The organism is Flindersiella endophytica, assembly GCF_054779015.1.
In genome coordinates this window covers 242,803-266,913 of sequence record NZ_BAAGYY010000009.1, presented here as the reverse complement: position 1 = coordinate 266,913, position 24,111 = coordinate 242,803, and the positions used below count along the sequence as shown (strand labels likewise).

The following is a 24,111-nucleotide window of genomic DNA, read 5'->3' as shown; positions in this document are numbered from 1 at the left end:
GACTGCAACTGTCGGCGGGCGTGATCCGTTAGGTGTGAACTATCGGCGGGGCGGTCGATGTGGGTCGCTCAAGCGCAGGTCAGGCCGCTGAAGGTCGGTTTCGGCCGGTGCTGGTCGGTGCAGTTGCTGTACTTGGCTGCAGTACGAGCGGGGTGCTCGCCGACACTCGGCCAGGCCTGGTCAGGATGAATCGGTCTCGGTGATCCAGTTGAGAACTTCTGTGGCCAGTGCTGCCGGGTCGGTGTCATCCGTACGGAACTCGGTCGGGATCAAGGCCCTGATCCGGGCATGGCCGGGATCGCTCAGGAAGTCATCGACCTGTTCCTGTGGCCAGCCGCGTCGGCGGAGGCGTTCGCGTCGGACTCGATCCGAGCACTCCAGGCGCGCCCAGTGCACTGGCGGCTCAAACGCTCTGAATGGCTCGAAACCATCTGGCGAGGGTGTGGGGCACAGGAACATCACTGGGTGCCCCGCGCGGCGCACGATGGCTATGAGCTTGACCCACATCTGGTCATATGCCCGCCAGGCTGTCTCATTGTCGGACCCGGCAAGGCGTACGCCCAACAGGGAACCATCGTCGAGAAGTTCGTCCATCTCCATGACGATTGGCCCACGCGCCAGTTGCACCAAGTGCGGCCGGAGCGTGGACTTGCCTGAGGCTTGGCCGCCAGCCAACAGGTACAGGGGGCCAACATGTCCAGTCGCATCGCTCACAGGAAGACGGTAGTCGCGCTCACCGAGGGTGTTGGCTTCGTGTCATCCACATGTCGCCCCTGTCTATAGAGGAACCGGCCCCTCCACCCACCTCTCCCGCTCTCGGAAGGGTTGGGTCGGGGTTCGGGGGCTGGCCCCCGTTCAAGGTCTCTTCGATCCCAGGACGTTCCCGCATCGGCCGTGCCGCCCCGTCCGAGGACGGCGCCCCGGCGCCGCCCGCAGGACGAGGGCGGGGCGGCGCGCGCCGCTTGCGGCGCGCCCTTGATCCAAGAGAGCTGAACTCGGCAAAGCCCACCGAATACCGGATCGTGGGCGAGGCGAATTGGTGGGCTACGTGTGGTGACGGCTGAAGTGGTCACGTACTCCCGGTTGCCATGGGCATGGCTGAAACATATCGGAGGCGGGCCGGGGGAGCATCTGTAACGGATGCTCTGTAGCTCTTGAACTCGCTATAGTCGGCGCTTGTGGTCGATTGGACCCTCGCCGCCGAGGAAGTCATTGCCTTACCGCTCGACGAACTGGCGCTTCGTGTGCTTGCTGACGCCCACGCTGGCGGTACGTGGAACTGGCGAAACTGGATGATCAGCGCCGGGCAACACCACTATCCGCGCAACGCCGAGGCGATGCGCGCACTCAGCGAGGCGTGGACATGGCTGATGACGAAGGGGCTTGTGGCCTGGAACCCGACGCAGAGCTCCGAGGCGGCAATCTTCGTAACACGTCGAGGCCAGGAGGTCTTGGAACAGGGCTTGGCCTACTTGCGTGCGGTTGAACGGCTGGACATTGATCTGCATCCGGTCCTGGAGTCGAAAGCTCGCCCCCAGTTTCTCCGAGGAGACTTCGAGACTGCTGTCTTCGTCGCCATGAAGGAGGTCGAGGTGCGCGTCCGTCAGCTCAGCGGCGCACCCGACTCGCTTCTGGGTACGGCTCTGATGCAGCATGCCTTTGCTCCGAATGGCGTGCTGGCTCGTGGACAAGCCGATCGAGGTGAGATTGTGGCCGAGATGGAACTCTTCAAGGGCGCCATCGGCCTGTTCAAGAACCCGAGCAGTCACCGCCCCGTTCCGTATGACAACGCCACCACGGCTGCTGAGATAGTGCTGCTCGCCGATCTGCTACTGCGGCTGCTTGATGGGCGCTAGCCGCTGATCATGGCGAGAATCATGCACGGCGCACGAAGTCAGTTTGGGACGACGTACGCCCGCGCGAAGTGAGTCCGAACGGTAGCGCGGTGAAGGTGTCCGGACAGGGCGCGATCACCTTTCGACGCGAGCACGGCGTGGACGTGGACCGCGCCGTCTACGATCTCGCCGGTTCCGCTCATTTCGGCGGGTAGCTCGTAGTCGGTGAGTACGTCGGCGGTGGCGTCCTTGGCGTGCATCGTCGAGATCGTGAAGGCGTCCACGGCGCCGATCAGGCTGACGAGGACGCCACCCCGGCGCATGTGGTGCGGTTCGGTGCCCAGCTCGACATGCAAGGCATCGTGGCGGCCTCTGGCGATGCGGATCGGCGGATCGGGTACCTGACCAAGTACCTAGGCAAGTCGATGGCCGACCCGATCGGCGACGGCGACCCCGACGACGAATCTCAGGCGCGCCGGGCACACATCGACCGGTTGCACCGCGAGGTCATGCTGTTGCCCTGCTCGCCCCGTTGCGCCAACTGGCTGCGCTACGGCATCCAACCCCAATGCGCGCAACCGGGCATGACGCCGGGCCACCGCGGGAGCAAGGCACACGATCGTGAGCACCTGGGCTGCGGAGGGCGCCGGGTACTCGTCTCGCGTCGCTGGACCGGCAAGACCCTGACCGCGCACAAGGCCGACCGGATCGGCGCCGTCCACGCGGTCCTCGAAGCGGCAGGGATCGACATGGAGGACTCCGGCCGCTGCTCGGCAACCGTTCTCCGGCCAGACGGCAAGGCTCGCTACGCCTGGGAACCCGTCGAGCTGGACGACCTGCCCACCTACACGCGCGTCATCGGCGAAGCCATCGCCGAGCGGACCCGTTGGCGGCAGCAGTACGAACGTGCCAAGCAGCGCGCTGGGCCAAGCGGAACCAGCACGTGACGGACTCCATCCGGAAGTCCGTCGCGAAACGAGTTGGCGGGCTGCTGTGGCAGAAGGGTACGACGGGGAACGGGCGGCGTCCTAGCTCGACCGGACGCTGGTGAACGTCAGCGAATGCAACTAGAACTGCAACTATGGCGACGCCGGACCGTTTCCGAGTTGGTTACGGTCCGGCGTTTCTGCGGGTGGTGCGGAGGCGGCGGGATTTGAACCCGCGAGAGGGTTTGAGACCTCAACCCGCTTAGCAGGCGGGCGCCATAGACCGGACTAGGCGACGCCTCCACGCACGGTGCGTACACCGTGCCGGTTCAGGGTAGCGGGCAGCGGTCACGCCGCGCAAAGCGGTAGGGCGTCCGAGGCGGGGGTACGGTGCGAACAGGGGGAACGCAACCCGGACGCTCAGGACAGGACCGAGCGGGAGGTGTCCCGCCATGATCAAGAGGACCAGACGACGCAGGGCTGGGTACGCCAACCGGCGGCAGGCCGGGTACCACCTCGCGGACGAGCTCGGCGACTACGCCGCCGTCGGCGGCGGACACCAGCCACCGCCCGCTGTCGTGTTGGGGCTTCCGCGTGGTGGGGTCGTCACCGCGGCGGCGGTGGCGGAGCGGCTCGCGCTCCCACTCGACGTCTTCTGTGTACGCAAGCTGGGCGTTCCCTGGCATCCGGAGCTGGCCATGGGTGCGGTGGCCAGCGGTGGAATCCGGGTATTGAACCACGATGTGGTTCACCATCTACGGATCGAGGACGAGGACATCGAGAAGGTCGCCGAGGCCGAGCTGGCCGAGCTGAACCGCCGCGAGCGGGCGTACCGGGGTGACCGGGCGCCGCTCGAGCTGGGCGGGAGGACGGCGATTCTGGTCGACGACGGGCTGGCGACCGGTGCCACTGCCCGCGCGGCGATCGCCGCCATCAGGAAGTTGCGGCCGGGGCAGGTCGTGCTCGCCGTTCCCGTGGGGCCGGTCGAGGCGGTGGCCGAGTTGGAGGCCGTCGCGGACCGGCTGGTGTGCGCCTACCTCCCCGATCCGTTCGAGGCAGTTGGACGCTGGTACGCCGACTTCCGTCCGACGTCAGATGAGGAAGTCAGATCTTTACTAGAAGAAAACTCATGAACAGATCGTGAAAACGCGCGCACTCCGCGTCCGCAAGCAACCTTCCAATCTCCCCGTACGTCCTTCGTGACAGCACGAAACCCTCGTCTGTTCAGGGAGTTCTCAGTTTTCCCACGGAGAGTTTCTCCCATCGCAAGCGACGACCGCCCGACCATGCCTCGACGAACGACTGGGATTGAATAACGGACATGTCCGACCAGCCCGGTGATCACCAGGGGTACCGCCAGCGCCGCCCCTCGCCGTCCTACGGCGGTGACGGTGCGCCCTATGGCAGCCAGTACGGCGATCAGTACGGCGATCAATACGGCGACCCTTATGGCGATCACTACGCCGATCCCCGCGCCGGCCGCTACGCCGACTACGCCGACCCGGCCTCCGATCCGTACGGCGACCGCTACGGAAGCGGCGGCTACTACCGGCAGGAGCCCCGGCAGCTACCGCCGAACCAGGCCGGTCCCGAACCCCGGCCGGACGCGGGCGCGCCTCCCCGCCGCCGTCCGCCGGGTCGTCCGCTGTCGTCGACGCTCGGTCTCACGCTGCTCGGCACCGTTGTTCCTGGTTTCGGCCTGATCGTCGCCGGCAGGCGGCGGCTGGGCTCGGCGATCCTCGTGGCGTTCGTGATCCTGGCCGCGTTCCTCGCCTGGTTCGGCCTGTTCGACCGCCGCGACCTCATGCACGCCGCTGTCGACCCGAACACACTCGCGCTGCTCGGCGCCGTGCTGTTCGGTGTCGGCCTGATCTGGGTCGGTGTGATCGTCGCGACCCACCGTTCGTTGCGATCGCGGATGGCCACGCCGCTCGACCGCATCCTCGGCTCGGTCGTCGTCGGTGTGCTGTCGATCGTGGTGCTGTCGCCGCTGGCGATCGGCTCGCGGTACGCCTTCGTCTCCCGCAACGTCGTGCTCGGCGTGTTCGACGACGACGACTCCAAGAGCGCCACCCGCCCGAACGTCACCGAGGAGAACCCGTGGGCCGGCAAGGACCGGGTCAACATCCTGTTGCTCGGTGGTGACGCCGGCAAGGGCCGCACCGGCACGCGTACCGACACCGTGATGGTCGCCAGCATCGACACCAAGACCGGCAACACCGTGCTGTTCAGCCTGCCGCGCAACCTCGAGAAGATCCCGTTCCCGGCCGACTCCGCGCTCGCCGACGCCTACCCCGACGGCATCTACCACACGCCGGGTGGCGACGAGGGCGAGCAGATGCTCAACTCCATGTACCAGAACGTCCCGCGTGACCATCCCGACGCGATCGGCGAGACCGACCACCCGGGCGCCGACGTGCTGAAGCTGGCAGTCGGCGAGACGTTCGGCCTGAAGCTCGACTACTACGTACTGATCAACCTCAAGGGCTTCCAGCAGCTCGTCGACGCACTCGGCGGCATCACGGTCAACATCAACACCAGGGTCGCGATCGGCGGCGACACCGACCGCGGCATCGAGCCCCACGACTGGCTGGAGCCCGGCCCCAACCAGCACCTGGGCGGCTACGACGCCCTCTGGTTCGCCCGTGGCCGTTACGGCGCCAGCGACTACCAGCGGATGAAGCGCCAGCGCTGCGCGATGAAGGCGATCATCGACAAGGCCAAGCCGGCCGAGGTGCTGAAGCGCTACGAGCAGATCGCCAAGACGTCGACCGACATCGTCGAGACCGACATCCCCGGCAAGCTGCTGCCCGCGTTCGTCGACCTGTCGATGAACGTGAAGGGCGCCAAGGTCACGAGCATCGCGTTCACCAACGAGTTGATCGAGCACTACGACCCCGACTACGACTTCATCCGCGAGAAGGTCGCCAAGGCCGTCGCGGCGAGCGTGGCGACCGGCACCGAGAAGGCCGCCGACAAGACGGCCGGCCCGACTCCGGCGCCGACCGAGGACGACAGCGGCGACTCGAGCGACAACGGGGACGAGAGCGACTCCGACGGCACCAGCGCCTCGCCGAAGCCGTCCGCACCGGCCGACTCGCTGGACGACAGCTGCGCGTACCGGCCGGAGGGCCAGGACTAGCCGCGGCGCTGCCCCACGACCGGAAAACGAGACATAAGCCGTGAATAAGCCCACAGATGACTACGCACTGAAATTTCCTCAAGACAGTCCGTAACCCGACAGGCACCCCGTCGTTAACTCTGATGAGCGCACCATCCCTCCCTGGTGCATCGAAGAGCGCCGCTGCAGGCCTTGTGCCCCCCAAGACCTGCAGCGGCGCACCCATGTCCGGACCTTTTCTCCAGGTCCTTCCAGACCAAAGAAGCTCCAGACGTACGAAGGCCCCCGGATCGCTCCGGGGGCCTTGTCGTACGTCTTCGTACGTGGCGTGCTGGCCGCGGGTCCTACTTCGCGGGCTGCGGCACCGGAACCGGCGCCGGCAGGTCGCCACCGGTGCTCGGCAGGTTGCCGAGGCCGGGCAGCAGGGGCAGCGACGGCAGGCTGTCGAGCGGCAGGCCGTCCAGACCCGGGAGCGGGAGCGGCAGGTCGCCCACGCCGGGGACGCCGGGGACGTCCGGGATGGTGGGAACGTCGACCGGGGGCAGGTCGGTCGGCTGCAGGTTGCTCGGCTTCACGTCAGCCTTCTGCGCGGTTGCCGGCAGTGCCTGGTCGACCGGCAGCGCAGGGATCGGCAGGCCGAGGTCACCCAGGTCGGGCAGCGGCAGAGTGTTGCCGGTGTCCGGGAGCTGCGGTCCGGGGAGCGGCAGCGGGAAGGCGCCGACCGCCGCGTTGGCGGTACCGGTGAGCGTCAGGGGCAGGGCGACAGCGGCAGCCGCGATGGCCGCCTTGGTCAGAAGCTTCCACATGGTTGAGAAACATCCTCCGGAGGTAATGAATGACCTTGGAGGCCCAGATGCCCTCCCGACCGGGCCGAGACTCTGCTGTCACGCAGCACTACCAACCTCCACTCGCATACGATCTCGCGCGCTCAGCCCCCTGAACGCCTTGTCTGAACTCAACCACCCGCGATTGCAGCGCGTCAGCTCAATCGAACTGATTGTGAGTAACGCGTCCCGATATCCGACCGCAAACGGGTACGAATTGTCAAGTCATCGCGACGCTGAGTGTCAATCAATGAGGCGAATCAAGGCCTGTTGATCAGATGGGCCGGTAGCCGTGCGCCTGGTTCAGCCGGTCCTGGATCGCCGCCTCGATCCGGCCGGCGGGAGCGTCCAGCAACGCGACCAGCACCCGGCTGGTCCTGCCGTCGGACAACGAGATCAACAGCGTGCCCTGCGGCCCGTGCCGTACGTCGGCGACGTCGGTCCAGGCGGCGTGACGCAACTGGCCCGGCCGCGCCGTCCGGTTGCGGAATCCGGTGGCGGAGAGGACCAGGCGCGGCCGTCCGAGGAGCGCGATGGCCCCCGCGACGGCGATCACCGCGAAGACGGCGACACAGATCCAGCGCAGCACGAGGAGGACCGGCGAGTCGAGGGCGTCGATCGAACGCAGCGCCTCCAGCAGCACGGCCGCGGCGAGCCACAGGCAGCCGATGCCGATCATCCGCAGGCCAACCGCCGGGCGCAGGCGGAACGTGTCGGGCCGGGCCAGGTCGGCCTCCGGTCCGTGCTCCGCGGGATTCTGGGCCGGGTTGGGCCCGGTCCGCCGTACGTTCGCCACGTTGCGAGTCTTTCATGCGGGAAAAGGATCGCCCTGGTTCGGTCAGGGCTTCGGGAACCTGACCGAACCAGGGCGACCGGAGCCGCCAAGCGCCTGCCGCTCGGCGGCCCGCCCCTACGGCACGAGGGCCGTCGACGGGACGTCTATGGGTGGGTGTTACGCGAGATCGGAGTCAGAGGACTCGGTTGGCTCGGCCGGCTCGGACTCGGAGGAGTAGTCGGCTCCGGCTGTGGTGTCGAGGAGGTAGAGCTCGCCGTCGGCGCCAGGACGGTCATCGACGATGAACAGCACGGGATCCATGCCTGGCTTGCGGGAGGAGTCGTCGGGTGTGAGGTGCTCAGCGGGACTGGTCACCTTGCGGCCCTCCTTTCCCACGCCACGATATTGCCGTCGACATCACCGTCGGTGTCCTCCGGGCGCCCTAACGCGATACGGATCGCGTGGTCGACGCGCTTGGCCGCCTCGTCCCGGATCTGCACGACCGACAGGTCGGTCAGCAGACCGCGCTTGCGCAGGGCCTGCTCGTAGGTCGGGACTGGATCCTTGCCGGCCCGGCCGTAGAGGTCGGAGCGGTAGGACGGCGACTCGGCGTCCGGGTGGTTCCAGAGCCGAACGGTGTGTACCTCGATCACGGACGGACCCTGCCCGATCCGAGCGCGGCCAACCGCCTTCGCGGCCGCTTCGTAGACGGACTCCACCGCGTTGTCCTCCACCCGCTCGGTGGGGACGCCGTATTCGGCGGACAGGTCGGTCGCACTGATCACAGAGTGCGCGGCAGACCTGGGAGCCTCGTCGCCCCACTCGTCGTCCTCGACGACGAACACCAGCGGCAGCGTCCACAGTGCGGCGAGGTTGAGCGCCTCACGGAAGCCTTCCTGGTGCGCGGCCGTGCGGTCGGTCACCGCGACAGCGACCCGGCCGTTGCCGCGTTGCTGGAACGCGAACGCGCGACCGAGTGCCGGCGGGTAGCCTTCCGCGATCGTCGCGGAGCTCACGAAGTGAGTGTCCGGATCGAACAGGTGCCAGCGATTCCGCCGGCCTTCGCCGTGCGGATTCTCGAAGCCAAGTGATTCCCGAGCGAGCTTCTGCAGGTCCATACCGTGCGCGAGTGCCAGGTGGTGTGGGCGGTGCGCGGCGGTGAGGGCATCTGAGTTGTCGAGGTGGGCGCAGACACCACCGGCCACCGGCTCGCGACCTGCGGACAGCCGCAGCTCGCCAGGTCCGGGACCCGCGCCCAGATTGTGCTCACGCAGGATTGCGTCCTCGAAAGCCCTGATGAGGACCATGGTGCGGAACAGGTCGACCCGAGCGGCATCATCTACTGCCGGCGACAGGTCAGTGGCCATGTTCCCCCCTCCGTTCTCCGATCTCTTGGGTACGAAGATCCCCCGAAACCGGCGAAAGGGCAACCTGGGCTATTTCAGATGATGAGCCATCGGACCCGGACCAGACACAGTCTTACGGCTGCAGATTTGCGCTCGCACTGTCGCCGACCTGGTCAGCAACGGACAACGCGAGCGCGATCCGGTTGGCCGCGCGTCCGACGGCATGGCGATTTTCCAGCGCTTTTGCCAGCTTGCGCCTGGGCATGGACAGCGCTACGGCACCGATCGCGTTGGGCAGGAGGACGGGCGCCGCGATGCAGACCGTGCCGGTGGCGTACTCCTCATGATCCATGCCGTACGGATGGTCCTGCTCGAGGTGATTCAGCAGTGCTTTCGTGTCCGTAATTGTCCGAGGCGTCAGATCATTCAGGATGTGCCTGGACAAATAATCCCTGCGCATTTCGGCCGGAAGGCTCGCCAGGATGCACTTGCCGAGCGCCGTCGCGTGGCCGGCGTCGAGGAACCCGACCCAGAGGTCGACCCGAGGTGCGTTCTGGCTGTCGACGATGTCGGCGAGGTTGATCTCGCCGTCCTCGAAGAACGCGAGGTAGGACGCGGCGCCCATCTCGTCGTGCAGCTGGCGCAGGGTCGGCCGGGCCCGCGAAGCGATCAGCTGGCCGCGGCTTCCGCTGTTGAGTGCGGCGATCCGCTCGCCCAGGACATAGCCGTCTTCGAGCCGCCGGAGATAGCCCTCGTGGACCATGGTGCGGAGCAGGTGATAGGTCGTGGCAAGCTGCAGACCGGTCTGACGGGCCAGTACCTTGGCAGGGACCGGACGGTCGTAGGTGGCCACCGCATCGAGCAGATGGAGGGCACGCTGAACCGACCCAATGAGTGTCGGTTCACCACGGCTCACAGCCAGTACCTCCGAGACGGCCAACTCTACACTCCCGGACTCAGCGTAGGCAGAGGAACACCCATTGAAAAGACTCCAGGGACCAGATGCCGAGGACTTGCAAGATAAGGGCATCCTTAGTTACGTGCAGCCCTCGGAGTCGACGACCAATCGCCCGGTGAACGCTGAGCCGGAATCGCTGGCCAAGCTACTAGGCGGCTGGCGCGCCTCGGCCGACGCCACCCTCCCGCCGGTCGCGTTCGTCGTGGGCTGGTTGCTGGCCGGGCACTCGGTCGGCTGGGGTGCGGTCGCCTCGATCGTGGTCGGGCTGGCGTTCGCGGCCTACCGCATGGTGCGGGGCGAGAAGCCGCGTGCCGTCCTGATCGGCCTGCTCGGTGTGGCGGTGGCGGCCGCGGTCGCGCTCTACACCGGCCGCGCCGCCGACTTCTTCCTCGCCCGGATCGCGGTCAACGCCGCCAGTGCTCTGGCCTGGGCGGTCAGCATCGTGGTCCGCCGGCCGCTGCTCGGCGTCGTGATCGGAACGGTGCTCCGGCAGGGCCGGCAGTGGCGTCGCGATCCCGCACTCGTGCGCGCCTACTCCTACGCCTCCTGGATCTGGGTGCTGATGTACGCGCTGCGCGTCGTGGTGCTCGGCCTGCTCTATCTCGCTGACGCGGTGGTCGGTCTCGGTGCCGTGCAGATCCTGCTGGGCTGGCCGGTGCTCATGATTTGTCTGGTGATCAGCGGTTGGGTGCTCTACCGCGTGCTGCCGAAGGGGCATCCGGGCTTCCGGCATCCTGTCGTCTGATGTCCCGCACCGATGAATCCGGGCCGGATCCGAGGTCAGAAGGTTATGACCGAAACTCCAAAGGAGGAAGCCATGACCACCATGCGCCCGCCCGTCGTCGACCTGGCCACCTGGCAGGCCGCGCGTGACGAGCTCCTGGTCCGCGAGAAGGCCCACACCCGCGAAGGCGACGCCATCGCGGCGGCCCGCCGCCGGCTGCCGACGGTGGAGTTCGACGGGACGGTCAAGGTCGTCGGACCCGACGGCCCGGTGCCGTTCCTCGACTTGTTCCAGGGTCGCGACGAGCTCGTGGTCTACAAGCACATGTGGTGGGACGGCGCACCGCACCAGGGCCAGTGCGAGGGCTGCACGATCACGGCCTGGCACCTGAAGGACACCGTCTACCCGAACGCCCGCGGCATCTCGACCGCCGTCGTGACCACGGGCCGCTGGGAGGAGGTGGCTCCGTATGTCGAGTTCATGGGATACACCCAGCCGTGGTACTCCGTGCGCGACGTGCCCGAGCCGGTCGGCGGCGACATGGGGTATCTCACCTGCTTCCTGCGCGACGGCGACCGTACGTTCCTCACCTACTCCACGACCGGCCGGGGCAACGAGCAGGTCGCCGGATCGTTCGCCCTGCTCGATCTGACGCCATACGGTCGTCGCGAGGCTTGGCAGGACACGCCGGAAGGCTGGCCCGAGGGGCACGCCGCGTGCTGGTACTGGCGGGCGGACGCGGACGGGAACGCCACCTGGGGCCCGACCGGTCGTCCCGTACCGCAGTGGACCCGTCCGGGCGCGACTCCCGAACAGACCCTCGGGCGGCGAGGCGATCACCCCTGAGCCGCCTCCGCCGCGAGGCGGAACCCACACCTCTCTTGCGAAGCCGGCCGGCCAGGCCGGCTTCGCTGCGTTTTCGGCCGGTTTCGACCCTGGCGTATCCCCTGAGTTTGGTAAAAGCGATAGCTCAACGCTTGCTCGCGATGTGTTGTCGATATATCGTGAGACATCGTAAAGAACATCGAGAGAGGGAGGTTCTCATGCGAAGCGGTATTCCATCGCTCGTCAAGGCGCTGCCCGTTGCCATGCTCGCCGGCAAGGCCGCGCGGCTTCGACAGGCCGGCGGCTGGTCCGGGATGGGTCACGGCCGGCACCACGGTCCTCGGGGACCTTGGGGCAGAGACAGCGGCTGGGGCCCGGGCGGACCGTGGGCGGCCTGGGGTCGCGGTTTCGAGTTCCGCGGTTTCCCCGGCCCGTTCGGCGGCCGCGGGCCCAGGGCCCGGCGCGGTGACATCCGCACCGGGATCCTGCATCTGCTGGCCGAGCGCCCGATGCACGGATACGAGATGATCCGCGAGCTCGCCGACCGCAGCGGTGGCGTGTGGCGGCCGAGCGCCGGATCCATTTACCCGACGCTGCAGCTGCTCGAGGACGAAGGACTCGTCACGAGCGAGCAGAGCGCCGGCAAGAAGCTCCACACGCTGACCGACGCCGGTCGCGCCGAGGTCGAGCAGGCCGAGCGAGCTCCGTGGGAGGAGTTCGAGGACGTGCCCAGCGACTCGCCGTGGCACGACGTCCGCAAGGCCGGCATGAACCTCGCCGGTGCGGTCTTCCAGGCCGGACAGGCTGCCAGTGAGGCTCAGATGCGCCGCGTGGTCGACGTCCTCAACGAGACGCGGACCAAGATCTACCGCATCCTGAGCGACGACGAGCCCGAGGCTCCGCGCGATGGCGACGGTGGCCAGGGCCAGGCTCAGGGCCAGAGCCAGGACAACAGCTAGTGGCGCAGTGGCACGGGCCGGGCATCCTTGGGCGGTATGAGCGATCTGCCGCCCAAGGACCCGTCCGCGCCATACCGGATCTGTGTGGTGTGCCTCGGCAACATCTGCCGTTCGCCGATCGCCGAGGTCGTGCTCACCGACCGGTTGCGTAAGGCCGGCCTCGACCATGCGGTGGTGGTCGACAGCGCCGGCACCGGCGGCTGGCACGTCGGTGAGGACATGGACCCCCGGTCCCGGCGGACGCTCGAGCAGGCCGGATACGACGTGCCGCCGCACCAGGCCCGGGTGATGCGGGCCGACTGGTTCGACGAGCGCGAGCTGATCCTCGGAATGGACCGGCGCAACCTCAACACGCTGAGCCAGATGAGCGCGAACGCACCCGGCCGGGTGCGGATGTTCGGCTCGTTCGGCCAGGTCGGCGAGGTGCCGGATCCCTACGAAGGTGGCCCGGAGGGCTTCGTGCGGGTGCTCGCGATGGTCGAGCAGGCGTCCGATGTGCTCGTCGCCGAACTCACGACGACACTCCGCTGAGCTGGGTAGTTCCGGGCAGTCCCTAACTTTCCGCAGCCGCGGGCCTACAATCGGCCCCGATGGCACGTCATGCAAGCATCGCTTCCCACGTGGCCGCCCTCACGGGCCTGTCCGTGGTCGCGACCAACACCGTCGCCGGCGGAGAGATCTGCGTCTCCACCCGTGCCCGGCTGACCGACGGGCGCAGCGTCTTCGTCAAGGCCCGGCCAGGCGCGCCGGAAGACTTCTTCGAGACCGAGGCCAGGAGCCTGCGCTGGCTGGCCGAGGCCTCGGCGGGCAGTGCACCGATCCCGCAGGTGCTCGGCCACGACCGTGACTGCCTGGTGCTGGAGTGGGTCGAGTCCGGCCGCCCGTCACCCGAAGCCGCCGAACGACTCGGCCGCGCGCTCGCCGAGACACACCGCACCGGCGCGCCGACGTTCGGAGCGCCGGCCGACGGCTACATCGGGACGCTGCCGTTGCCGAACACTCCCTGCGACAGCTGGGTCGAGTTCTACTCCGTACGCCGGGTCGAGCCGTACGTCCGGACGGCGTTCAACCGCGGCTCGCTGCAGGCCGAGGACGCCAACACCATCTGCAACGCGCTCGAGTGCCTGGCCGAGCTGGCCGGACCGCCCGAGCCGCCTGCGCGGGTCCACGGAGACCTGTGGTCGGGCAACATCGTCTGGGCGATCGAAGGCCCGCCGCGGCTGGTCGATCCCGCGGCGTACGGCGGGCATCGCGAGACCGACCTGGCGATGCTGTCGTTGTTCGGTGCTCCTTATCTCGACCGGCTGATCGGTGCCTACCACGAGGTGTTCCCGCTGGCCGACGGCTGGCGAGAGCGGGCCGGCGTCCACCAGTTGCACCCGTTGCTCGTCCACGCCGCGCACTTCGGCGGCGGCTACGGCGCGCGGGCCGGCCGGATGGCGAAGGACCTGCTGGCGGGCCGGCCGGTGGCAGCCGGGTCCTGAGCCCGGGTCTCGAGCTCGGCCCGTTGCCGGAGCGACGTACCCTCACCTGGTGGCCGATCTGGAAGCCGTCACCACCTGGCGCAAGCTGTGGCTTGGGCAGGACTCCCTTGCCCGCTCCGAGCTCGACAGCGTGGAGCCGTGGTCGCTGCCGCTCGTCGTTCGTTCGGAGAAGGCGAGCCCGCCTTCCCATCAGGCCGCCGTGCACGCGAGCGCTCGCGCCGTCGTCGGGCTGCTGGCGCATCCCGATGCCGCTCCTGGCGGGCCGTGGCACGCGCCGCTGCGGCGGTGGTCCGACGGCTGGATCCGCAAGGTCGTACGCCGCGCGCGAACGATCCGCTGGACCGAGACGATCGCGCTGCCAGGCGTCACCAGTGAGGTGGCGGGCGCGGAGGTCCGCGCCCTGCTCCCGCACCCGGTTTCGGAACCGCCGGCGACCGTCGCCAAGCTGCAGGTCGCGGGGCTCGATCTCGAGGCTGATCCGGACTGGGAGCCCTTGCCCGCAACGGATCTCCAGCTCACGATCCTGCTCGCGCCCGGCCTGACGTTGACCACCGGCAAGGCCTGCGCACAGGTCGGCCACGCCGCCCAGCTTGCGCTGCTCGAGCTCGACGAGGCCATGGTCGCCGAGTGGGTGACGGCGGGCTTCCCGCTGCGCGTACGAGCGGCCGAATCCTCTGTCTGGCAACAGCTCCTGCGTGGCAGGCTGCCCGCCGCGGTGGTGCGGGACGCGGGGTTCACCGAGGTCGCGCCCGGCACGTTCACCTGCGCCGCGACGTTCGCCAAGGTCTAGCGACATCCACCGATCGGAGGATGCCCGCACTGCCCGATCCGGCGGGCGGGCAGGGCCGCGCGGACGATTCGCCGGGCGGGGTCCGGAACGAATACTCGCTCCATGACCACCGAGATGAACACCGAAACGACCATCGAACCACGCACCCGACGTGCGTTCCGCACCGTCCAGCTGCTCGGCTGGAGCTACCTCGGCCTGAGCCTGCTCGCGCTCGTGGCGATCTTCCTGCTGCGGAACGACCCGGCCGATGTCAACGGCACCGCCTGGACCCGCGGAGCCATCGTCGCGGCGACGGGCGTTCTGCTGATCGTGTTCACCGAACGGATGGCGGGCGGCTCGCGCGAGGCTCACCGCCGGCTGCGGTTCATCTCGATCGGCGGCCCGATCGGGATCGCCGTGATCGTGGCGATTCCGGGCATGCAAGGCGTGCCACCATCGATGACGTGAACGATCCGTGGCAGCAGCGGCTGGACCGGATGCGCCGGTTCCTGCCGATACCCCTGCTGGGCGTGTCGGCGATCGGCTCGTTCGCCATGCCCGGCCACTCGGTGGCGTCCAGGCCGGTCGAGGCGTTGCTCGTGCTCGCGGCCGCCGGCTCGTCGCTCGCGCTCGGCGCCTGGTCACGTCCGACGGCTTCGACACCGCGCCGGGTGCTCCTGTACTGCGTGCACATGGCGATCACCGCGGTGCTGGTCTGGGTCAACCTCTGGTACGGCGTGTTCGCCTACGCCGGTTTCCTGTTCGCCTACCCGCTGGGCCGGCGCTGGCGGACCGCGGGCTTCGGCGTCAACGCGCTGATCGTGTCGGCGTCGCTGGTCGGCGGGTACCCGTCGGGATCGCTCGGAGAGTCGGTGCCGTACTTCGTCGTCGCCGCGATCATGATGGCGCTGGTGCTGAACACCGCCAGCATCAGCAACCACGCGCTGGAGCAGAACGAGGAACGCGGACTGGTGATCCGCGAGCTGGCCGAGACGAACCGCCGGCTGGCCGCCTCGATGGCCGAGAACGAACGCCTGCAGGAGCGGCTCCTCGTACAGGCGCGGGAAGCCGGCGTCGTGGACGAGCGCCAGCGCCTGGCGGGCGAGATCCACGACACGCTGGCGCAGGGCCTGACCGCGATCGTCGCGCAGCTGCAGGCGGCCGAGCGCGCCCGGCACCGTCCGGCGGAATGGTCGCGGCACCTCGAGCTGGCGGAGACGCTGGCCCGTTCCAGCCTGACCGAGGCCAGGCGTTCGGTGCGTGCACTGCGGCCCGAGCAGCTCGAGGGCGCCAGCCTGCCGGAGGCGGTCGAGGAGCTCGCGCGCACCTGGTCGCAGCGTTCCGGTGTCACCGCGGAGCTCGAGACGACGGGCACTGCCGTGCGCACCGGCGCCGACATCGAGGCGGCGGTGTTCCGGGCCGCTCAGGAAGCCCTGACGAACATCGCCAAGCACGCCGGCGCCGGCCAGGTCCGGCTCACGCTGACCTATCTGGACGACACGTTGCTGCTGGACGTCGCCGACGACGGCGAGGGATTCGACCCCGAGGCGAGCACCGAGGGCTACGGCCTGGCGGGCATGCGGCACCGGCTCGCGAGCGTCGGAGGCAGGCTCACCGTCGAGTCGGCGCCTGGCTACGGCACGACGCTCAACGCCGCCGTACCCCTGCGCGTCGACCAGCCTGGAGAAGCACCATGACGCCGATCCGGTTGCTGATCGTCGACGACCACCCGATCATGCGCGACGGCCTGCGCGGTGTCTTCGCCGACGACGAGGAGTTCGAGGTGGTCGGCGAGGCCGGCGACGGTGCGGAGGCCGTGGACCTGGCTCAGCGGGTAGATGTCGACGTCATCCTGATGGACCTGCGGATGCCGGTCATGGGCGGTGTCGAGGCGATCAAGCGGCTGCGGCAGCTCGAGCATCCCGCCCGCGTGCTGATCCTCACGACGTACGACACCGACCGCGACGTGCTGCCCGCGATCGAGTCCGGTGCGACGGGATACCTGTTGAAGGACGCGCCGCGGGACGAACTGGTCAGGGGCGTACGCGCCGCCAACGCGGGCCAGTCCGTGCTCGCGCCCAAGGTGGCCAGCGCGCTGATGGGGCTCGTCGGCGGAGGTACGGGCGCCGGCTCCGGCTCGGGTGGGCCGGCCGGTGGCGGGAAGCTCAGCCCGCGCGAGCTCGAGGTGTTGCGGCTGGTCGCCGACGGATCCACCAACCAGGTCGCGGCGCGGAAGCTGATGGTCAGCGAGACCACCATCAAGACCCACCTGCTGCACATCTACAACAAGCTCGGCGTCCGCGACCGGGCCGCGGCGGTGGCCACCGCGTACAAGCTCGGCCTGCTTTCCTGAGGTCGCGGATCAGCCCAGTCCGACCTCGAGGCCGGTCCGCTCGGCTTCGATCCAGCCGGCCGTCTCGTCGTCGACGCAGTCGAGGATCGCCGCGATCAGCTCACCACGTTCGCGCCCGGTCAGGCCGTACGCGTCGCTGACCTGCCGGAGCAGCCCGCCTACGGCGAACGCGCTCGACCGGCCGGGTCCGATGCCGAGGAACTGCCAGCAGGCGTGGGCCAGGTCGTCGATCCGGCGTCCGGGCGCGGCCTGCTCCCAGTCGACGAAGGCGTACGGAACCAGGTCCGGCCGGCGGTAGACGGTCGTGCGCGGTGCCAGCGCGTTGTGACAAACGACGTCGTGGTCGCCCGCGAGCCGGGTGCCGGCGGTCAGGTCGTGGAGCTGCCGGACCAGCTTGGCCACCCGGATGAGCGCCGGGGTCGACCACACGGCGGGTGGCTGGACGAAATGGCTCGCGACATGCCCGTCGAGTGCGCTGGTCAGCACCCGCCCGTCCGCGTCGACGCCCTCGAAACGCGGTGCGCCGGGCCAGCCGAGCCGGTCGAAGTGCAGCAGCAGGTCGCGCAGGAAGTCCGTCTGTTCGGGCGGAACCGGCCCCGGAATGGGCATGACCACCGGACCTGGGGTAGGGCTTTCAGTGAGTGACCGGTGACGCATAGTTCACAGACTGCACCGATCGGTATAAGCCTGGCAAGCTTGAGGGTGTGGGGTGGCAAACGTGTCCTGGCTTCGGGCAGGCAAGGCATGCCTTGGCCAGTTAAGGACAGGCACTTGATCGAGCCCGGTCAAGGTCGCATCCTTGATCAGGGCGGCCCTCCAGTCGGTTATGGGCGACGGGAGGAGATTCCCCATGCTCGTCATGACGATCGACCAGCGCGGTAGTCGACATCGGGAGGACTTGGTCGACGACCTCATAGAGATGCTGCACAAGAGTGCGGCCGCGGAACGCCTCGTGCGCTCGTTCGAACGAACCGCCGGCGACGAGGTGCAGGCCATTGTCGGCTCGGCGGAGGACGCCGTCGACATCGCGCTCACGCTCATTCGTACTGGTGAGTGGACGGTCGGCATCGGCGCTGGACCGGTGCGCATGCCGATCCCCGAAAGCGTCCGCGCGGCCAACGGACCCGCGTTCATCTTCGCCAGGGATGCGGTCGATCGGGCCAAGAAGAGCCCCTATCACGTCGCGGTCGCCGGACCGGACTCCGACTCCGCGAGCGAAGCGGAGGACCTCTTACGGCTCCTGGGAGCCGTCGTCCAACGTCGAAGCCGTGAGGGATGGGAGGTCGCGGATCTGATGACAGACGGGCTGTCGCAGAAGGAGATCGCACGCCAGCTCGGGATCACACCGCAGGCAGTGAGCCAGCGCCTGCGTTCCGGGCTGTGGCGGGAGGAGCGCCGGGTACGGCCACTGGCCGCACGCCTGCTCGCGCAGGCCGACTCGTGACCCCGGCAGTTCTGGGCGGGTACACGCTGCTCGCCATCATTTGCGCTGCCCTCTGGCACCCGTGGCTGGAGGCCTGGCTGGACCGCAGGCCGTGGTGGGTCGGCCTCGGAATTCCGGCGGTCGGGCTCGGTGGAGTCGCGCTGGGAGCGCTCAAGCTGCCGGACAACCCGACCGAGACGACGGTCGCGCTGTCCGCCGTCCTGGGGGTCGTGGTCGCTGTGGTGGGTGGTGGGCCGGTGACCATGGCGCTGCTGCGCGGCGCGGAGAGCTCCGAGCTGCCCGGGCTGGACGACGTACCCGGCATCGCCCGGCCGACCGGCGTCGAGCTGGCGACCACGCGGTTCGGCCCGCCGGTCGGCGAAGTGCTGCGGGGTGGCGCGTGGATCGGCATCCTCGAACGCACGGCGATCACCGTCGCCCTGCTGGTCGGCGTGACCGAGGGAGTCGCGATCGTGGTGGCGGTCAAGGGCCTGGCCCGCTATCCCGAGCTGCGGGTTCCGGGCGCGTCGGAGCGGTTCATCATCGGTACGTTCGCCAGCCTGCTGTGGGCGGCGGCAGCCGTGGGGGTCACGTTCCTGATCTGGCGATAGCCACGGGTCTGGTATCAACAGGCTCGTGACCGGACCCTTGCGCGGCGTCCGGGTGCTGGAGCTCGCGAGCCTGGCGCCCGGTCCGTTCGCTGGAACGATGCTGTCCGACCTCGGTGCCGAGGTGCTTCGGCTGGACCGGCCGGCGGGACTCGCCGATCCGGGCACCGCGCCACCTGCTCCGCTCGGCCGTGGCCGGCGTTCGGTCGCGGTCGACCTCAAGCACGCGCGGGCTGCCGACCTGGTGCTCCGGCTGGTCGAGCGGGCCGACGTGCTGGTCGAGGGCTTCCGGCCGGGCGTGTGCGAGCGGCTCGGCATCGGGCCGGACCCGTGCCTGGAACGCAACCCGCGCCTGATCTACGCGCGCTTCACCGGCTGGGGACAGGCCGGCCCGCTGGCCCAGACCGCCGGTCACGACATCGACTACCTCGCGGTCTCGGGCGCGCTGGAGCCGATCGGTCCGGCCGGGCGGCCTCCCGTACCTCCGCTCAACTACCTCGCCGACTTCGCCGGAGGCGGGATGCTCGGTGTGGTCGGCATCCTGTCGGCACTGCTGGAACGCGAGCGTTCCGGACGCGGACAGGTCGTCGACGTGGCGATGGTCGACGGCGCGGGGCTGCTGACCTCGTTCCTGCACGGTCTGCTCGCCGATGGACGCTGGCCGGCCGCGCGCGGGCAGAACTTACTGGACGGCGGTGCACCGTTCTACCGTACGTACGAATGCGGTGACGGGAAGTATGTCGCGGTCGGCGCGATCGAGCCGGCGTTCTATGCGGCGCTGCTCGACGGGCTCGGCCTCGACGGTGCGGAGCTGCCTGCGCAGTACGACCCGGGCGGGTGGCCGGAGCTGCATCGCCTGTTCGCCGAGAGGTTCGCCTCGCGTGCGCGCGATGAGTGGGCCGAGATGTTCGACGGCACCGACGCGTGCGTGGCACCGGTGCTCACGCCGGCCGAGGCCACCCGTCATCCACAGGCGGTCGCACGGGAGGCGTTCGTCGAGGTCGGCGGCCTCGTCCAGCCGGCGCCCGCTCCGCGGTTGTCGCGTACGCCCGGCGAGGTGCGGGGTCCGGCGCCGGCCGCGGGAGAACACACCGTCGAAGCGCTGCGCGACTGGGGTCTCGACCAGGCTGACCTCGAAGGCCTGATTTCGGATGTAGTCGTGTTTCCTACCAACTCGTAGGGCGCGCGACTACCTGTTGGACCCGTACGACAAACCCTGCCACCGAACCGTGGGTTCCGACATGGCGCGCGGACCCAATCGCCACCGATCCTGAAATAGCAGGAACCTCCGCAGCTTGGATCGGCGGTTTCAGATGCGCGTAGGCGACGTGTGTGGGTACGTTAGGTCATAAGCCGTGGCAGCCGCCACGGTCTGTACGTCCCGGCCTCACGCGCCCACCCGAAGCGCCGAGGTTGGAAACTCCGGCCCGGTCACGGCGATCCCGTAACCGATGGATTGCGAGGAGTGCACGGTATGGCGGAAAGTGTGCGCTGGGGTCCAGACGATGATCTGGTCCAGCTACTCACCCCTGAGGGCGAGCGTCGTGAGCATCCCGACTACGCCTTCGATCTCGACGACGAGGCCATCAAGGGCTTCTATCGCGATCTGGTTCTGACCCGGCGAGTCGACGCCGAGGCGACCTCCCTGCAACGCCAAGGCGAGCTTGGCATCTGGGCCTCCATGCTCGGCCAGGAAGCCGCACAGATCGGTGCGGGCCACGCCGTTCGGGCGCAGGACTACATCTTCCCCACCTATCGCGAACACGCTCTGGCCTGGATGCGCGGCATCGACCCGCTGAAGGTCATCAGCTTGTTCCGCGGTTGCGACTTCGGCGGCTGGGATCCACGCGACGTCAACTTCCATCTCTACACCATCGTGATCGGCGCGCAGACCCTGCACGCGACCGGATACGCCATGGGCATTCAGCGCGACGGTTGCGTCGGCACGGGCGATCCCGACCGCGACACAGCGGTGCTGGCGTTCTTCGGCGACGGCGCGAGCAGCCAGGGCGACGTCAACGAGGCGTTCGTCTGGTCGTCGGTGTTCAACGCTCCGCTGGTGTTCTTTCTGCAGAACAACCAGTGGGCGATCTCCGAGCCGACCACCAAGCAGACCCGGATCCCCTTGTACCGCAGGGCGAACGGCTTCGGCTTCCCCGGCGTCCGCGTCGACGGCAACGACGTGCTCGCGTGCTACGCCGTCGTCAAGCAGGCGATGCAGCAGGCTCGCGACGGCGGCGGACCGTTGCTGGTCGAGGCGTTCACCTACCGCATGGGTGCGCACACCACCACCGACGACCCGACGCGCTATCGCCTCAACGACGAGCTCGAGCACTGGAAGCTCAAGGACCCGATCGCCCGGGTGAAGGCCTACCTCACCCGCAACGGCCTTGCGGACAACGACTTCTTCGAGGGCATCGAGCACGAGGCCGACGAGCTGGCCGAGCACGTACGCGAAGGCACCAGGGCGATGCCGGAGCCGGACCTCACGCGTAACTTCGACTACGTCTTCGCCGACAAGCCGCCGGAGATCGCGGCCCAACAACAGTGGTTCACCGAATACCAGCAGTCGTTCGAGACTGGTGCGGAGGTCGGATCATGACCAAGCTTCCGCTCAACAAGGCACTCAACGCCGGCCTTCGCCGCGCGATGGAAGAAGACCCCAAGGTCCTTATCATGGGCGAGGACATCGGCAAGCTCGGCGGAGTCTTCCGGGTCACCGACGGCCTGCAGAAGGACTTCGGCGAGGACCGCATCATCGACACTCCGCTGGCGGAGTCCGGCATCGTCGGAACGGCGATCGGCCTTGCGCTGCGGGGATACCGGCCGGTGTGCGAGATCCAGTTCGACGGGTTCGTCTACCCCGCCTACGACCAGATCGTCAGCCAGGTGGCCAAGCTCCGGCACCGGTCGCAGGGACGGCTGCAGATGCCTGTCGTGATCCGGATTCCGTTCGCCGGCGGGATCGGCGCGGTCGAGCACCACTCCGAGTCGCCCGAGGCCTACTTCGCCCACACTGCTGGGCTGAAGGTCGTCGCGTGCTCCAACCCGGCCGACGCGTACTGGATGATCCAGCAGTCGATTGCGTCCGACGATCCGGTCATCTTCCTCGAGCCGAAGGTGCGCTACCACGACAAGGCAGAGGTCGACACCGACGCCGAGCAGGCGCCGGATCCCTTGCATGCTTCGAGGATCGTCCGTGACGGCACCGACGCGGTGCTGCTGTGCTACGGCCCGACCGTGAAGACCTGCGTGCAGGCGGCCTCGGCCGCTGCCGAGGAGGGGCGGTCGCTGGCGGTGGTCGACCTGCGTACTCTCTCGCCGCTCGACCTCGATCCGGTCTACGACCTGACCCGGCGGGCCGGTCGAGTGGTGGTCGTACACGAGGCACCGGTGAGCGGTGGCATGGGCGCCGAGCTGTCCCGGCGGATCACGCGGGAGTGCTTCTACTCCCTGGAGGCGCCGGTGGAGGTCGTGGGCGGCTACGACCTGCCCTACCCCGCGGCCCGCGCCGAGGACGACTTCCTGCCCGACCTCGACCGCGTGCTCGACGCCGTCGACCGCTTGCTGGCGTACTGAAGGGACGGTTGTTACACGTGACGGACGTACGCGAGTTCAGGCTGCCGGACGTCGGCGAGGGCCTGGTCGAGGCGGAGATCGTGTCGTGGAAGGTCAAGCCCGGCGACTCGGTCAAGGTCAACGACATCATCGTGGAGATCGAGACGGCGAAGTCGCTGGTGGAGCTGCCGTCGCCGTACACCGGTGTGATCTCGGATCTGCTGGTGCCGGAAGGGCAGGTCGTGCCGGTGGGCACGCCGATCATCCGGGTGTCGGCTTCGGGCGGGACCGCTGCCGCGGCTGGGTCCGGGGGTGCGGCTGCGTCGGCCGCGTCGGGTGAGGAGAACGGCGAGCGGCAGGCGGTGCTGGTCGGGTACGGCGCACGGGCGCACTCGACGACGCGCCGGCCGCGCAAGCAGGCGACTTCCGCTCCGTCGGCTGCCGCGGCTGTTCCGGCGCAGGCCGCGCCCGAGCCGGTGGCCCCTGCTCCCGCATCAACTCCGACCCCCGCTCCCGCCCCGGCTCCCGAGCCGGCGCGGGCATCGGTGTCGGTACTGGCGAAGCCGCCCGTTCGCAAGCTCGCCAAGGACCTGGGCGTCGACCTGCGGCAGGTGCCTCCGACCGGGCCGAACGGAACGGTCAGCCGGGCCGACGTCGAGGCGTTCGCCGGTGCTCCGGCCGCCTCGCCTGCCCCGACCCCGGCCGTGGTCGCGGCACCGGGCGAGCGGGAGACCCGGGTGCCCGTCCGCGGACTGCGGCGCAGCACTGCGGCGGCCGTGACCAAGAGCGCGTTCACGGCTCCGCACGTCAGCGAGTGGATCACGGTGGACGTGACCGCGTCGATGGAGCTGCTGGAGCGGCTGCGGGCGCGCAGGGAGTTCGCCGACCTGAAGGTGTCACCGCTGGTGCTGGTGGCCAAGGCCTGCTGCCTGGCGATCCGGCGTACCCCCGAGGTCAACGCCGTGTGGTCGGAGCCCGGCTCCGGGTCTGGCGACAGCGCTGAGATCGTGCTGCGCAACTACGTCAACCTCGGCATCGCCGCGGCGACCTCGCGCGGGTTGCTGGTGCCGCACGTCAAGGACGCCGACCGGATGTCGCTGCCCGAGCTGGCCCGTTCGATCAGCTCGCTCGCGCAGACCGCGCGCGAGGGCAAGACGCCACCGTCCGACCTGCAGGGCACGACGTTCACGATCACCAACGTCGGCGTCTTCGGCGTCGACGGCGGAACCCCGATCCTCAACCCCGGCGAGACCGGCATCCTGGCGGTCGGCACCGTTTCGCGGCGGCCCTGGGTCGTCGAGGTCGACGGCGTGGAGCAGGTTGTGCCACGCTGGGTGACGACGCTCTCGCTGTCGTTCGACCATCGCGTCGTCGACGGTGAACAAGGTTCGCGGTTCCTGACCGACGTCGCCGGCATTTTGTCCGATCCCGGCCTGGCCATGATCATGGCCTAGGTCAAGACCGGACAAAGCGGGAACCCTTGGACCGGACGAAACCGTCGAAAAGTACGCTTCGGCGAGTTGGCTTGACAAGCCGGAGCGACACAACTGCGCTCCGCATGTCATCATGCCTCCTGGAACCAAACACCCCGGGGAGGTGGCTGTCTTGAAACCACGTCGACTT

27 protein-coding genes and 1 tRNA gene are annotated in these 24,111 nt (G+C 68.7%); 19 read left to right on the top strand and 9 right to left on the bottom strand.

What is annotated here, in order from left to right:
- Positions 1–180: 180 nt before the first annotated feature.
- A complete protein-coding gene (locus tag ACYVF6_RS06595) occupies positions 181–594 on the bottom strand; it encodes an AAA family ATPase (protein ID WP_460517122.1) in 414 nt (137 codons plus the stop codon).
- A gap of 584 nt (positions 595–1,178) precedes the next feature.
- On the opposite strand from ACYVF6_RS06595, the gene ACYVF6_RS06590 reads away from it, so the two are divergent.
- The gene (locus ACYVF6_RS06590) at positions 1,179–1,856 is read left to right on the top strand and encodes a TIGR02391 family protein (protein ID WP_460517119.1); all 678 of its coding nucleotides are present in this window, start codon (positions 1,179–1,181) and stop codon (positions 1,854–1,856) included.
- 38 nt (positions 1,857–1,894) lie between these two features.
- Here ACYVF6_RS06590 and ACYVF6_RS06585 read toward each other — a convergent pair whose 3' ends face one another.
- Positions 1,895–2,095, bottom strand: a complete 201-nt coding sequence (locus ACYVF6_RS06585) for a hypothetical protein (RefSeq protein ID WP_460517116.1) — start codon at positions 2,093–2,095, stop codon at positions 1,895–1,897.
- On the opposite strand from ACYVF6_RS06585, the gene ACYVF6_RS06580 reads away from it, so the two are divergent.
- Complete coding sequence (locus ACYVF6_RS06580) at positions 2,090–2,782, top strand: replication initiator (protein ID WP_460517113.1); 693 nt, start codon at positions 2,090–2,092, stop codon at positions 2,780–2,782. The two genes, ACYVF6_RS06585 and ACYVF6_RS06580, sit on opposite strands and share 6 nt — an antisense overlap.
- A gap of 191 nt (positions 2,783–2,973) precedes the next feature.
- Here ACYVF6_RS06580 and ACYVF6_RS06575 read toward each other — a convergent pair.
- Positions 2,974–3,064: transfer RNA gene (locus ACYVF6_RS06575), tRNA-Ser, on the bottom strand.
- A gap of 149 nt (positions 3,065–3,213) precedes the next feature.
- On the opposite strand from ACYVF6_RS06575, the gene ACYVF6_RS06570 reads away from it, so the two are divergent.
- On the top strand, positions 3,214–3,894 hold the full coding sequence (locus tag ACYVF6_RS06570; protein ID WP_460517110.1) for a phosphoribosyltransferase: 681 nt from the start codon (positions 3,214–3,216) through the stop codon (positions 3,892–3,894).
- A 188-nt stretch (positions 3,895–4,082) separates the two neighbouring features.
- Positions 4,083–5,903, top strand: coding sequence for an LCP family protein (locus ACYVF6_RS06565; RefSeq protein WP_460517107.1), 1,821 nt, complete (start codon positions 4,083–4,085; stop codon positions 5,901–5,903).
- 323 nt (positions 5,904–6,226) lie between these two features.
- On the opposite strand, the gene ACYVF6_RS06560 is transcribed toward ACYVF6_RS06565, so the two are convergent.
- The 5 genes from ACYVF6_RS06560 to ACYVF6_RS06540 form a co-directional block, all read right to left on the bottom strand.
- Positions 6,227–6,688, bottom strand: a complete 462-nt coding sequence (locus ACYVF6_RS06560; protein WP_460517105.1) for a hypothetical protein — start codon at positions 6,686–6,688, stop codon at positions 6,227–6,229.
- Between the two features lie 292 nt (positions 6,689–6,980).
- Positions 6,981–7,502 carry a hypothetical protein gene (locus ACYVF6_RS06555; protein WP_460517102.1) on the bottom strand — a complete coding sequence of 174 codons (522 nt, stop codon included), beginning with the start codon at positions 7,500–7,502 and terminating at the stop codon, positions 6,981–6,983.
- Positions 7,503–7,658: 156 nt separating this feature from the next.
- A complete protein-coding gene (locus ACYVF6_RS06550) occupies positions 7,659–7,856 on the bottom strand; it encodes a hypothetical protein (protein ID WP_460517099.1) in 198 nt (65 codons plus the stop codon).
- Positions 7,853–8,848, bottom strand: a complete 996-nt coding sequence (locus ACYVF6_RS06545) for a thiamine pyrophosphate-dependent dehydrogenase E1 component subunit alpha (protein ID WP_460517096.1) — start codon at positions 8,846–8,848, stop codon at positions 7,853–7,855. The genes ACYVF6_RS06550 and ACYVF6_RS06545 overlap by 4 nt, the downstream gene beginning before the upstream one ends.
- A gap of 112 nt (positions 8,849–8,960) precedes the next feature.
- The gene (locus tag ACYVF6_RS06540; protein ID WP_460517094.1) at positions 8,961–9,743 is read right to left on the bottom strand and encodes an IclR family transcriptional regulator; all 783 of its coding nucleotides are present in this window, start codon (positions 9,741–9,743) and stop codon (positions 8,961–8,963) included.
- A 124-nt stretch (positions 9,744–9,867) separates the two neighbouring features.
- On the opposite strand from ACYVF6_RS06540, the gene ACYVF6_RS06535 reads away from it, so the two are divergent.
- The 9 genes from ACYVF6_RS06535 (at position 9,868) to ACYVF6_RS06495 (ending at position 16,899) form a co-directional block, all read left to right on the top strand.
- Positions 9,868–10,530, top strand: a complete 663-nt coding sequence (locus ACYVF6_RS06535; protein ID WP_460517092.1) for a DUF3159 domain-containing protein — start codon at positions 9,868–9,870, stop codon at positions 10,528–10,530.
- A gap of 72 nt (positions 10,531–10,602) precedes the next feature.
- A complete protein-coding gene (locus ACYVF6_RS06530; RefSeq protein ID WP_460517089.1) occupies positions 10,603–11,355 on the top strand; it encodes a thioredoxin domain-containing protein in 753 nt (250 codons plus the stop codon).
- Positions 11,356–11,552: 197 nt separating this feature from the next.
- Positions 11,553–12,293, top strand: a complete 741-nt coding sequence (locus tag ACYVF6_RS06525) for a PadR family transcriptional regulator (protein WP_460517086.1) — start codon at positions 11,553–11,555, stop codon at positions 12,291–12,293.
- A gap of 36 nt (positions 12,294–12,329) precedes the next feature.
- On the top strand, positions 12,330–12,824 hold the full coding sequence (locus tag ACYVF6_RS06520) for a low molecular weight protein-tyrosine-phosphatase (RefSeq protein ID WP_460517083.1): 495 nt from the start codon (positions 12,330–12,332) through the stop codon (positions 12,822–12,824).
- Between the two features lie 59 nt (positions 12,825–12,883).
- Positions 12,884–13,777, top strand: coding sequence for a fructosamine kinase family protein (locus ACYVF6_RS06515; protein ID WP_460517080.1), 894 nt, complete (start codon positions 12,884–12,886; stop codon positions 13,775–13,777).
- A gap of 49 nt (positions 13,778–13,826) precedes the next feature.
- Entirely contained in the window at positions 13,827–14,567 is a 741-nt protein-coding gene (locus ACYVF6_RS06510) for a peptidyl-tRNA hydrolase (protein WP_460517077.1), read from the top strand.
- Between the two features lie 102 nt (positions 14,568–14,669).
- The gene (locus tag ACYVF6_RS06505) at positions 14,670–15,014 is read left to right on the top strand and encodes a hypothetical protein (protein ID WP_460517074.1); all 345 of its coding nucleotides are present in this window, start codon (positions 14,670–14,672) and stop codon (positions 15,012–15,014) included.
- Positions 15,011–16,243, top strand: a complete 1,233-nt coding sequence (locus ACYVF6_RS06500; RefSeq protein WP_460517071.1) for a sensor histidine kinase — start codon at positions 15,011–15,013, stop codon at positions 16,241–16,243. Before ACYVF6_RS06505 ends, ACYVF6_RS06500 begins: the two co-directional genes overlap by 4 nt.
- Positions 16,240–16,899: a transcriptional regulator gene (locus tag ACYVF6_RS06495; RefSeq protein ID WP_460517068.1), complete on the top strand. Its 660-nt coding sequence runs from the start codon at positions 16,240–16,242 to the stop codon at positions 16,897–16,899. The genes ACYVF6_RS06500 and ACYVF6_RS06495 overlap by 4 nt, the downstream gene beginning before the upstream one ends.
- 9 nt (positions 16,900–16,908) lie before the next feature.
- Here the strand turns inward: ACYVF6_RS06495 and ACYVF6_RS06490 are convergent, their stop codons facing one another.
- Complete coding sequence (locus ACYVF6_RS06490) at positions 16,909–17,508, bottom strand: protein kinase family protein (protein WP_460517065.1); 600 nt, start codon at positions 17,506–17,508, stop codon at positions 16,909–16,911.
- A 241-nt stretch (positions 17,509–17,749) separates the two neighbouring features.
- On the opposite strand from ACYVF6_RS06490, the gene ACYVF6_RS06485 reads away from it, so the two are divergent.
- The 6 genes from ACYVF6_RS06485 to ACYVF6_RS06460 all read left to right on the top strand — a co-directional run bounded on the left by ACYVF6_RS06485 (position 17,750) and on the right by ACYVF6_RS06460 (position 23,942).
- Positions 17,750–18,343 (top strand): SatD family protein, encoded by a 594-nt coding sequence (locus tag ACYVF6_RS06485; RefSeq protein ID WP_460517063.1) that lies wholly within the window; start codon positions 17,750–17,752, stop codon positions 18,341–18,343.
- Positions 18,340–18,933 (top strand): hypothetical protein, encoded by a 594-nt coding sequence (locus ACYVF6_RS06480; protein ID WP_460517060.1) that lies wholly within the window; start codon positions 18,340–18,342, stop codon positions 18,931–18,933. Before ACYVF6_RS06485 ends, ACYVF6_RS06480 begins: the two co-directional genes overlap by 4 nt.
- Positions 18,934–18,958: 25 nt before the next feature.
- Positions 18,959–20,110, top strand: a complete 1,152-nt coding sequence (locus ACYVF6_RS06475) for a CaiB/BaiF CoA transferase family protein (protein WP_460517057.1) — start codon at positions 18,959–18,961, stop codon at positions 20,108–20,110.
- A 294-nt stretch (positions 20,111–20,404) separates the two neighbouring features.
- Complete coding sequence (gene pdhA, locus ACYVF6_RS06470) at positions 20,405–21,532, top strand: thiamine pyrophosphate-dependent dehydrogenase E1 component subunit alpha (protein WP_460517054.1); 1,128 nt, start codon at positions 20,405–20,407, stop codon at positions 21,530–21,532.
- Entirely contained in the window at positions 21,529–22,509 is a 981-nt protein-coding gene (locus ACYVF6_RS06465) for an alpha-ketoacid dehydrogenase subunit beta (RefSeq protein WP_460517051.1), read from the top strand. Before pdhA ends, ACYVF6_RS06465 begins: the two co-directional genes overlap by 4 nt.
- Positions 22,510–22,526: 17 nt before the next feature.
- The gene (locus ACYVF6_RS06460) at positions 22,527–23,942 is read left to right on the top strand and encodes a dihydrolipoamide acetyltransferase family protein (RefSeq protein ID WP_460517048.1); all 1,416 of its coding nucleotides are present in this window, start codon (positions 22,527–22,529) and stop codon (positions 23,940–23,942) included.
- The last annotated feature ends 169 nt before the right edge of the window (positions 23,943–24,111 follow it).

Excerpts from the sequence above, each read along its gene's own strand:
- ACYVF6_RS06595 (WP_460517122.1), bottom strand. The coding sequence starts at position 594 with ATGGACGAACTTCTCGACGATGGTTCCCTGTTGGGCGTACGCCTTGCC.
- ACYVF6_RS06585 (WP_460517116.1), bottom strand. The coding sequence starts at position 2,095 with ATGCACGCCAAGGACGCCACCGCCGACGTACTCACCGACTACGAGCTA.
- ACYVF6_RS06570 (WP_460517110.1), top strand. The coding sequence starts at position 3,214 with ATGATCAAGAGGACCAGACGACGCAGGGCTGGGTACGCCAACCGGCGG.
- ACYVF6_RS06565 (WP_460517107.1), top strand. The coding sequence starts at position 4,083 with ATGTCCGACCAGCCCGGTGATCACCAGGGGTACCGCCAGCGCCGCCCC.
- ACYVF6_RS06560 (WP_460517105.1), bottom strand. The coding sequence starts at position 6,688 with ATGTGGAAGCTTCTGACCAAGGCGGCCATCGCGGCTGCCGCTGTCGCC.
- ACYVF6_RS06545 (WP_460517096.1), bottom strand. The coding sequence starts at position 8,848 with ATGGCCACTGACCTGTCGCCGGCAGTAGATGATGCCGCTCGGGTCGAC.
- ACYVF6_RS06530 (WP_460517089.1), top strand. The coding sequence starts at position 10,603 with ATGACCACCATGCGCCCGCCCGTCGTCGACCTGGCCACCTGGCAGGCC.
- ACYVF6_RS06525 (WP_460517086.1), top strand. The coding sequence starts at position 11,553 with ATGCGAAGCGGTATTCCATCGCTCGTCAAGGCGCTGCCCGTTGCCATG.
- ACYVF6_RS06520 (WP_460517083.1), top strand. The coding sequence starts at position 12,330 with ATGAGCGATCTGCCGCCCAAGGACCCGTCCGCGCCATACCGGATCTGT.
- ACYVF6_RS06515 (WP_460517080.1), top strand. The coding sequence starts at position 12,884 with ATGGCACGTCATGCAAGCATCGCTTCCCACGTGGCCGCCCTCACGGGC.
- ACYVF6_RS06505 (WP_460517074.1), top strand. The coding sequence starts at position 14,670 with ATGACCACCGAGATGAACACCGAAACGACCATCGAACCACGCACCCGA.
- ACYVF6_RS06495 (WP_460517068.1), top strand. The coding sequence starts at position 16,240 with ATGACGCCGATCCGGTTGCTGATCGTCGACGACCACCCGATCATGCGC.
- ACYVF6_RS06490 (WP_460517065.1), bottom strand. The coding sequence starts at position 17,508 with ATGCCCATTCCGGGGCCGGTTCCGCCCGAACAGACGGACTTCCTGCGC.
- ACYVF6_RS06485 (WP_460517063.1), top strand. The coding sequence starts at position 17,750 with ATGCTCGTCATGACGATCGACCAGCGCGGTAGTCGACATCGGGAGGAC.
- pdhA (WP_460517054.1), top strand. The coding sequence starts at position 20,405 with ATGGCGGAAAGTGTGCGCTGGGGTCCAGACGATGATCTGGTCCAGCTA.
- ACYVF6_RS06465 (WP_460517051.1), top strand. The coding sequence starts at position 21,529 with ATGACCAAGCTTCCGCTCAACAAGGCACTCAACGCCGGCCTTCGCCGC.